General features: G+C 72.1%; 6 protein-coding genes. 5 read left to right on the plus strand and 1 reads right to left on the minus strand.

All coding sequences use genetic code 11. The annotated features are described in order from the left end of the window. Positions 1–78 precede the first annotated feature (78 nt). The 5 genes from ACYVOM_RS33405 to ACYVOM_RS33425 are packed head-to-tail and all read left to right on the plus strand — an operon-like array spanning position 79 to position 5,684. Positions 79–1,605 (plus strand): class I adenylate-forming enzyme family protein, encoded by a 1,527-nt coding sequence (locus ACYVOM_RS33405; protein ID WP_460307559.1) that lies wholly within the window; start codon positions 79–81, stop codon positions 1,603–1,605. 11 nt (positions 1,606–1,616) lie between these two features. Next, a complete protein-coding gene (locus tag ACYVOM_RS33410) occupies positions 1,617–3,122 on the plus strand; it encodes an aldehyde dehydrogenase family protein (protein WP_460307560.1) in 1,506 nt (501 codons plus the stop codon). Continuing rightward, positions 3,113–3,322, plus strand: a complete 210-nt coding sequence (locus tag ACYVOM_RS33415) for a ferredoxin (RefSeq protein WP_460307561.1) — start codon at positions 3,113–3,115, stop codon at positions 3,320–3,322. Before ACYVOM_RS33410 ends, ACYVOM_RS33415 begins: the two co-directional genes overlap by 10 nt. Continuing rightward, positions 3,319–4,548, plus strand: a complete 1,230-nt coding sequence (locus tag ACYVOM_RS33420; RefSeq protein WP_460307562.1) for a cytochrome P450 — start codon at positions 3,319–3,321, stop codon at positions 4,546–4,548. The genes ACYVOM_RS33415 and ACYVOM_RS33420 overlap by 4 nt, the downstream gene beginning before the upstream one ends. Positions 4,549–4,571: 23 nt before the next feature. After that, the gene (locus tag ACYVOM_RS33425) at positions 4,572–5,684 is read left to right on the plus strand and encodes an NDMA-dependent alcohol dehydrogenase (RefSeq protein ID WP_460307563.1); all 1,113 of its coding nucleotides are present in this window, start codon (positions 4,572–4,574) and stop codon (positions 5,682–5,684) included. A gap of 100 nt (positions 5,685–5,784) precedes the next feature. Here the strand turns inward: ACYVOM_RS33425 and ACYVOM_RS33430 are convergent. After that, positions 5,785–6,926: tachylectin-related carbohydrate-binding protein (locus tag ACYVOM_RS33430; RefSeq protein ID WP_460307564.1), on the minus strand; the 1,142-nt coding region annotated here is incomplete at its 5' end.

Here is a 6,926-nt window from a genome sequence, read left to right on the forward strand (position 1 = left end):
CACCGCCGCACGCAGGCGCGAGCACGCCCGAATCCGGACTCATTCCGTCATCCCCCGTCATCCGCGAGGAGCCGCCCGGTGAACATCAACGACCTCGTCCGCTACTGGGGCAGGACACGCCCCGAGCACGACGCCATCGCCTTCGAAGGCGCCGTCCGGTCCTGGGCCGAGGTGGACGCGGCGTCCGACGCGCTCGCCCGGGGCCTCGCCGCGCGCGGCGTCCGCAAGGGCGACCGGGTCGGCCTGCTCATGACGAACAAGCCGGTCCTCGCCGAACTGATGCTCGCCACCGTCAAGATCGGCGCGATCTGCGTCCCGCTGAACTTCCGGCTCATCGCCGCCGAACTGCTGCCGATGCTCCAGGACGCGGCGCCGTCCGTCGTCGTCGCCGACGGGAGCCTCGCGCACCTGCTGGAGCCGGGGCAGGCCGACGTGGGCTTCGAGGTCTACACGGTCGGAGGCTCCGACCTGCCTTCGATCGACCTCCTGTACGTGCACGACGGGGCCGCCCCCGAGGTCGAGGTGGCCGACGACGACCCCGCGTTCATCTGCTACACGTCCGGCACGACCGGCGTGCAGAAGGGCGCGCTGCTCACGCACCGGAGCATTCTGTCCGTCGGGCAGTCCGCCGCGGTCACGCACGGCCTGTCGTGGCGTGACCGGGTCCTCGCCTGCGCCCCGCTCGTCTACACCGGCTCGGGCATCTCGGTCTTCATGCAGTTCGTCGTCTACACCGGCGCGACCCTCGTCCTGCTCGCCGACTTCGACCCCGACACGGGCCTCGACGTCATGGAGCGCGAACGCGTCACCGCGACGACCATGGTCCCGGTCATCTGGGAGCGGATGGCCGCCGGCCTCGCCTCGCGCGAGCTCGCGCGGTTCACCTTCGCGGGCGCGGGCGGCGCGCCCGTCTCACTCGACCTGCTGGAGGCCTACCGGGCGCACGGCATCCCGCTCACCCAGGTCTACGGCCTCACCGAGGTCTCCGGCCTGGCCGCGACCATGCGCTACGAGGACGCGCGGACCCGTCCCGGCTTCGCCGGCCTGCCCCTCGTCGGCACCCGCATCCGCATCGGCGACGAGCAGGGCGCGACCGTCGCCGCCGACGAGGTCGGCGAGATCATGGTGCGGGGCCCGCACGTGATGTCCGGCTACTGGAACCGGCCCGAGGCGACCGCCGAGGTCATGGCCGGGAGCTGGATCCGCACCGGAGACCTCGGGCTCCAGGACGCGGGCGGCTTCCTCAAGCTCGTCGACCGCAGCAAGGACCTCGTGATCTCCGGCGGCATCAACGTCTACCCGGCCGAGCTGGAGAAGGCCCTCGCGGGCGTCCCCGGCGTGATCGACCTCGCCGTGATCGGCGTCCCCGACGAGCGCTGGGGCGAGACCCCGATCGTGGTGTTCCACAGCGAGAAGGACCCCGCCGAGATCGCGTCCCGGCTCGCCGAGCGCTCCAGCGCCAACCTCGCGCGCTTCAAGCAGCCCAGGCACGCCGTCGCCCTCGGCGAGCCGCTGCCGCGCACCTTCTCCGGGAAGCTCGCCAAGAACGTGCTGCGCGAGCGCATCCCGGCCACCCCGTCCGACGCCCTGCCCCTCGACCGCTGATCGGAAGCCAGATGACCCGCACACTCGCCAACTTCATCGACGGCCGGTTCACCGAGCACGCCGGCCCCGTCCTCGCCTTCGACGACCCCTCCACCGGCGACGTCCTCGGCACGATCCCCGACAGCGGCGCGGCCGAGATCGACCAGGCCGTCGCCGCCGCCCGCCGCGCCTTCGCCGAAGGGCCCTGGCCCCGGATGACGGCGGGGGAGCGGGCCGACGTCCTGCGCGCGATCGCCGGAGTGCTGGAAGCCCGGTTCCCCGAGCTCTCGGCCGCGCTCGTCGCCGACACCGGCAGCACCGTCCGGCTCGGCCCGATCCTCCAGGCCGGGAGCCCGATCGCGCACCTGCGGGACTTCGCCTCGATGGCGCCGCTGCTGGAGCGGCCGGTCGCGCACCCCGTCGACACCTTCCCCGGGTTCGGCCAGTGGGAGGTGCACCGTGAGCCCGTCGGCGTCGTCGGCGCGTTCACGCCCTACAACTTCCCGCTGTTCATGGCCGTGTGGAAGGCCGCGCCCGCGCTGCTCGCGGGCAACACCGTCGTGCTGAAGCCGTCGCCGCTCACCCCCGTGGGCCTGGACGAGCTGGCGTCGGCCGCGGTCGAGGCGGGACTGCCGGACGGCGTCCTGAACATCGTGCACGGTGACCGGGCCGCGGGCGAGGCGCTGGCCGCGCACCCGGGCGTCGACCTGCTCAGCTTCACCGGCAGCAGCGCGGTCGGCCGGCAGATCATGGCGGCCGCCGGGGCGAACCTCACCGACGTGATCATGGAGCTGGGCGGCAAGTCGCCCGCGCTCGTCCTCCCGGACGCCGACGCGGAACTCGCCGTGCGCGGCACGCTCTACAGCAGCATGATGCACTCCGGGCAGGCATGCGTCGCCACCACCCGCATGCTCGTGCCCGACTCCCGGTACGAGGAGTTCTGCGCGCTGCTGGCGGAGCGGGCGGAAGCGCTCGTGCTCGGTCCCGCGACCGACCCGGCGAGCGACGTCGGACCCGTCGTCAGCGCGGCGGCGCGGGTCAGGATCGAGAAGCACATCGCGGCGGCCGTCGAGCAGGGCGCGCGGGTGCTGGTCGGCGGCGAGCTGCCCGCGGGGCTGCCCGAGGGGGGCCATTACGTCGCGCCGACCGTCCTGGTCGACCTCGACAACACCAACATCGGCGCGCGCGAGGAGTTCTTCGGCCCCGTCCTGTCGGTGCTGCGCTACCGCGACATCGACGACGCAGTCGCCCAAGCCAACGACTCGCCGTACGGACTCGCCGCCGCGGTCTGGGGCACCGACCTGCGCCAGGCCCGCGACGTCGCCTCGCGCATCGAGAGCGGGCTCACCTGGATCAACGAGGCGGGCGCGGCCGACGTCGCCCGCACCCCGCTGGCCGGGCGCAAGAGCAGCGGCGTCGGCGCGGAGCTGGGCCCGGACGGGTTGCTGGCCTACACCCGCCCCAAGAGCCTCTACACCGGACTCGACACCGACCCCGCCACCCGCGCCTACCCCCTCGTGGGCTCCCGGTGGCCGTGACCCGCGTCGCCGTCGACGCCGCCGCCTGCGCAGGGCACGGCCGCTGCTACGACCTCGCCCCCTCGGTGTTCGAACCCGACGACGAAGGGTTCGCCACCGTCACCGGAACCGCCCTCGGCGCGGACGTCATGTCCGCGCTGGAGGCGGCCCGGCGCAACTGCCCTGAACGAGCCATCAGCGTGAGCCAAGGACGCCCATGAGCAGCACGAACCCCCCGCGTGACTCCTCCTGCCCCGCCTTCCAGACCGACTTCGACATCCACGACCCCGCCCTCGCCGACACCGTCTACGCCGAGTACGACAAGCTCCGCTCGGCCTGCCCCGTCGCCCACTCGTCCGCGTACGGCGGGCACTGGGTGGCCACCGGCTACGACGAGATCCACGAGATCTGCCGGGACGCCGAGACGTTCTCCAGCGAGAGCGTCAACATCCCGCCGTCGCTCGGCCAGGACGGGCGGATGATCCCGCTGGAGGCCGACCCGCCGGACCACACCGACTACCGCAAGATCCTCACCCCGGTCTTCTCGCCCCGCCGCATGGCGGCGCTGGAGGAGCGGATCGGCGAGATCGTCACCGAACTCCTCGACGCGATGGAGGGCCGCGAGAAGGTCGACTTCATCGCGGCGTTCGCCAAGGAACTGCCCACCCGCGTGTTCCTCGCCCTCATGGGCTGGCCCCTGGACGACGCGACCCGCTTCCACACCTGGGTCGACACCCTCGTCCTCGGCGTCCCAGGCGGCACCGAGGAGGAGTCGATGGCGGCGCGCGGCGAGGCCGCCATGTCCGTCTACGGCTACTTCAACGCGATGCTGGACGAGCGGGCCGCCGCCACCGAGGACCGCGACGACGTCACGGGCCTCCTCGTCAACGGCAGGTTCGGAGACCGGGAGCTGACCCGGCACGAACAGCTCAACATGCTGTTCGTGCTGCTCATCGGCGGCCTCCACACCGTCCAGGGGCAGCTCGCGCACAGCGCGATCTTCTTCGCGGAGAACCCGGACAAGCGGCGCGAACTCGTCGCCGATCCGGGGCTGGTGAACACCGCGGTCGAGGAGATGCTGCGCTGGGAGTCGGCCGTCGCGCCCGCCCGCGTCGTCACCCGCGACACGGTCCTCGGCGGGGTCGCGCTGAGCGCGGGCGACCGGGTGCTCATCCCGCTCGGCGCGGCGGGCCGGGACCCCGCGAAGTTCCCCGACGCGGACGAGGTGGACCTCGCCCGCGACCCCAATCCGCACCTGGCGTTCGGCGCCGGACGGCACCGCTGCCTCGGCTCCCACCTCGCCCGGGTGGAGCTGCGGGTCGCGTTCGCCGCACTGCACCGGCGCTTCCCCGACTACCGGCTCGACCCGGCAGACCCGCCGGAACGGCACCTCAGCCAGGTGAAGGGCGTCGTCCGCCTTCCCCTGCTGCTGGGCGTGTCGGCCTGAACCCCACCACGAAGGAGAAGACCATGAAGTCGAAAGCAGCGGTCCTGTTCGAGTCCCCCGGCGAGTGGGAGATCATCGAGGTCGACGTCGACGAGCCCAAGGCGCACGAGGTCATGGTGAAGTTCGCCGCCTCCGGCCTCTGCCACTCCGACGACCACCTCGCCAAGGGCGACGTCCCTTCCGCGCACATGCCTTACTGCGGCGGGCACGAGGGCGCGGGCGTCGTCGTCAAGGTCGGGCCCGGCGTGCGCGGCCTGGAGGTCGGCGACCACGTCGTCGCCGCCTTCATCCCCGGCTGCGGCCGGTGCCGCTGGTGCGCGAGCGGCCAGCAGAACCTGTGCGACAACGGCGCGTTCATGATGCTCGGCACCCAGCTCGACGGCACGTTCCGGCTGCACGCCAAAGGCCAGGACATCGCCCAGGCGTCGCTCGTCTCGACGTTCTCGGAGTACAGCATCCTGCCCGAATGGGGCGCCATCAAGATCGACAAGGACATCCCGCTGGAGGTCGCCGCGCTCGTCGGCTGCGGCGTCCCGACCGGATGGGGCTCGGCCGTCAACGCCGCCGAGGTCAGGCCCGGCCACACCGTCATCGTGATGGGCGTCGGCGGCATCGGCATCAACGCGGTCCAGGGCGCCAAGCACGCGGGCGCGACCCGCGTCATCGCCGTCGACCCCGTCGAGTTCAAGCGGACGACCGCGCTGGAGTTCGGCGCGACCGACGCCGTCGCCGACATGGACGCGGCCGCCGAACTGGCCCGCTCCCTCACCGGCGGGCAGGGCGCCGACTCGGCCATCGTCACCGTCGGTGTGGTCAAGGGCCAGGATGTCGCCGAGGCGTTCGCCGCGATCCGCAAGGCGGGAACCGTCGTCGTCACCGCGGTCGGCAACGTCCAGGAAGCGAACATCCCGGTCAGCCTCTTCGAGACCGCCATGTTCCAGAAGCGGATCCAGGGCGCCCTCTTCGGCATGATGTCCCCCAGCCGCGACATTCCCTACTTCCTCGACCTCTACCGCTCGGGCCACCTCAAACTCGACGAGCTCATCACCCGCCGCTACCCCCTCGAAGACATCAACAAGGCCTACGCTGACCTCCACGCCGGCCGCAACCTCCGCGGCGTCGTCCACTTCGCCTGACCGACCACGGTCCGGCCCGGTGCACGGGGCCCGGAACCCCACCCCGAAAGCCGCCCGCCTCCCCGGCGAGCGGCTTTCGGGTTCCTCTCCTCGGCCCGCGTCAGTCGATGATGACCGAGCCGGGCTGGGGATTGCGCGGGCGGGGGCCCTGGGTCTGGTCGCTGGTGACGATGTGGTCGTCCTCGTCGCTGCCGAAGAGGTCGGTGAGGGTGTCGCCCACGTCCTCGAACGCCTGGCCGATGGCCTCCACCGCGTCCTCGCCGACGCCGACGATGTCGCTGACCGTCTTCTCGGCGGTACGGAACGGGTCGCGGACGAGGTCGTTGACGGCGCCCGCGGCGAACGACGTCACCCCGGCCAGCGGGTTCGGCCCGCTGATCGTGATGATCGGCAGCTTGATGGTGCTCGTGGGGCCCCACTGCAGGCCCAGCTCCGCCTTGAGGCCGATCTCACCGCCGACGCCGTAGGACTTGCCTCCGATCGTGACGCCCACGTGCCCGCCGATCTCGCCCGCCGACACGCCGACCTCGGCGCCGCCGCCGTCCAGGCCGATCCCGACGGAGCCGCGGGCGGCGGGGCCCACGACGCGTCCTTCGGCGTTCGCCGCGGCGACCCCTCCGGCGTCGACCGAGGCCGACCCTTCGATCTTCGCCGTGACGAATTCCGCGGAACCCTGGGCGGTGAGCCGCTTACCGTCGATCGAGCCGCCGAGTCTCACGACGCCCACCTGCACGCGTCCCTGAGCCGTGGCCGTCACCTCGCCCGCGGTGACGCGCACCGATCCGGACGCATCGAGGAAGGTGTACTTGTAGGAGAAGCTCTCCCCGATGAAGTCCAGGGGCCCGACCGGCAACGGCTCGTCGCCCACCTCCACCTGCCCTTCGTAGGCGCGCAGCACCCCGGCCCCGTCGCAGACGACGCGCCGGTAGGAGATCATGCCGACCGACTTCTGCGGCACGCGCACGGGCGCGGGACCGACACCGGCATCGGCACCGGCTCGCGCGGCATCGCTGAAGACGGTGTCGTAGATGTTCCAGCCTCCGCTGATGTGGTTGCCGCCTGCTCCGGCTGTCCATCGTGCGGTGCCGTCGGTCCAGCCGTCGTGTCGGTACCACTGCAGGTCGCCTTGGGGTGTGATGCCGTAGATGACGCCGTCGCCGCCGCTGAAGACGGTGCTGTAGATGTTCCAGCCTCCGCTGATGTGGTTGCCGCCTGCTCCGGCTGTCCATCGTGCGGTGCCGT

This window comes from Actinocorallia aurea (assembly GCF_054783995.1).

What these genes read in the sequence shown, in the direction of transcription:
- ACYVOM_RS33410 (WP_460307560.1), top strand. Translation starts at nt 1,617, where the DNA reads ATGACCCGCACACTCGCCAACTTCATCGACGGCCGGTTCACCGAGCAC.
- ACYVOM_RS33420 (WP_460307562.1), top strand. Translation starts at nt 3,319, where the DNA reads ATGAGCAGCACGAACCCCCCGCGTGACTCCTCCTGCCCCGCCTTCCAG.
- ACYVOM_RS33425 (WP_460307563.1), top strand. Translation starts at nt 4,572, where the DNA reads ATGAAGTCGAAAGCAGCGGTCCTGTTCGAGTCCCCCGGCGAGTGGGAG.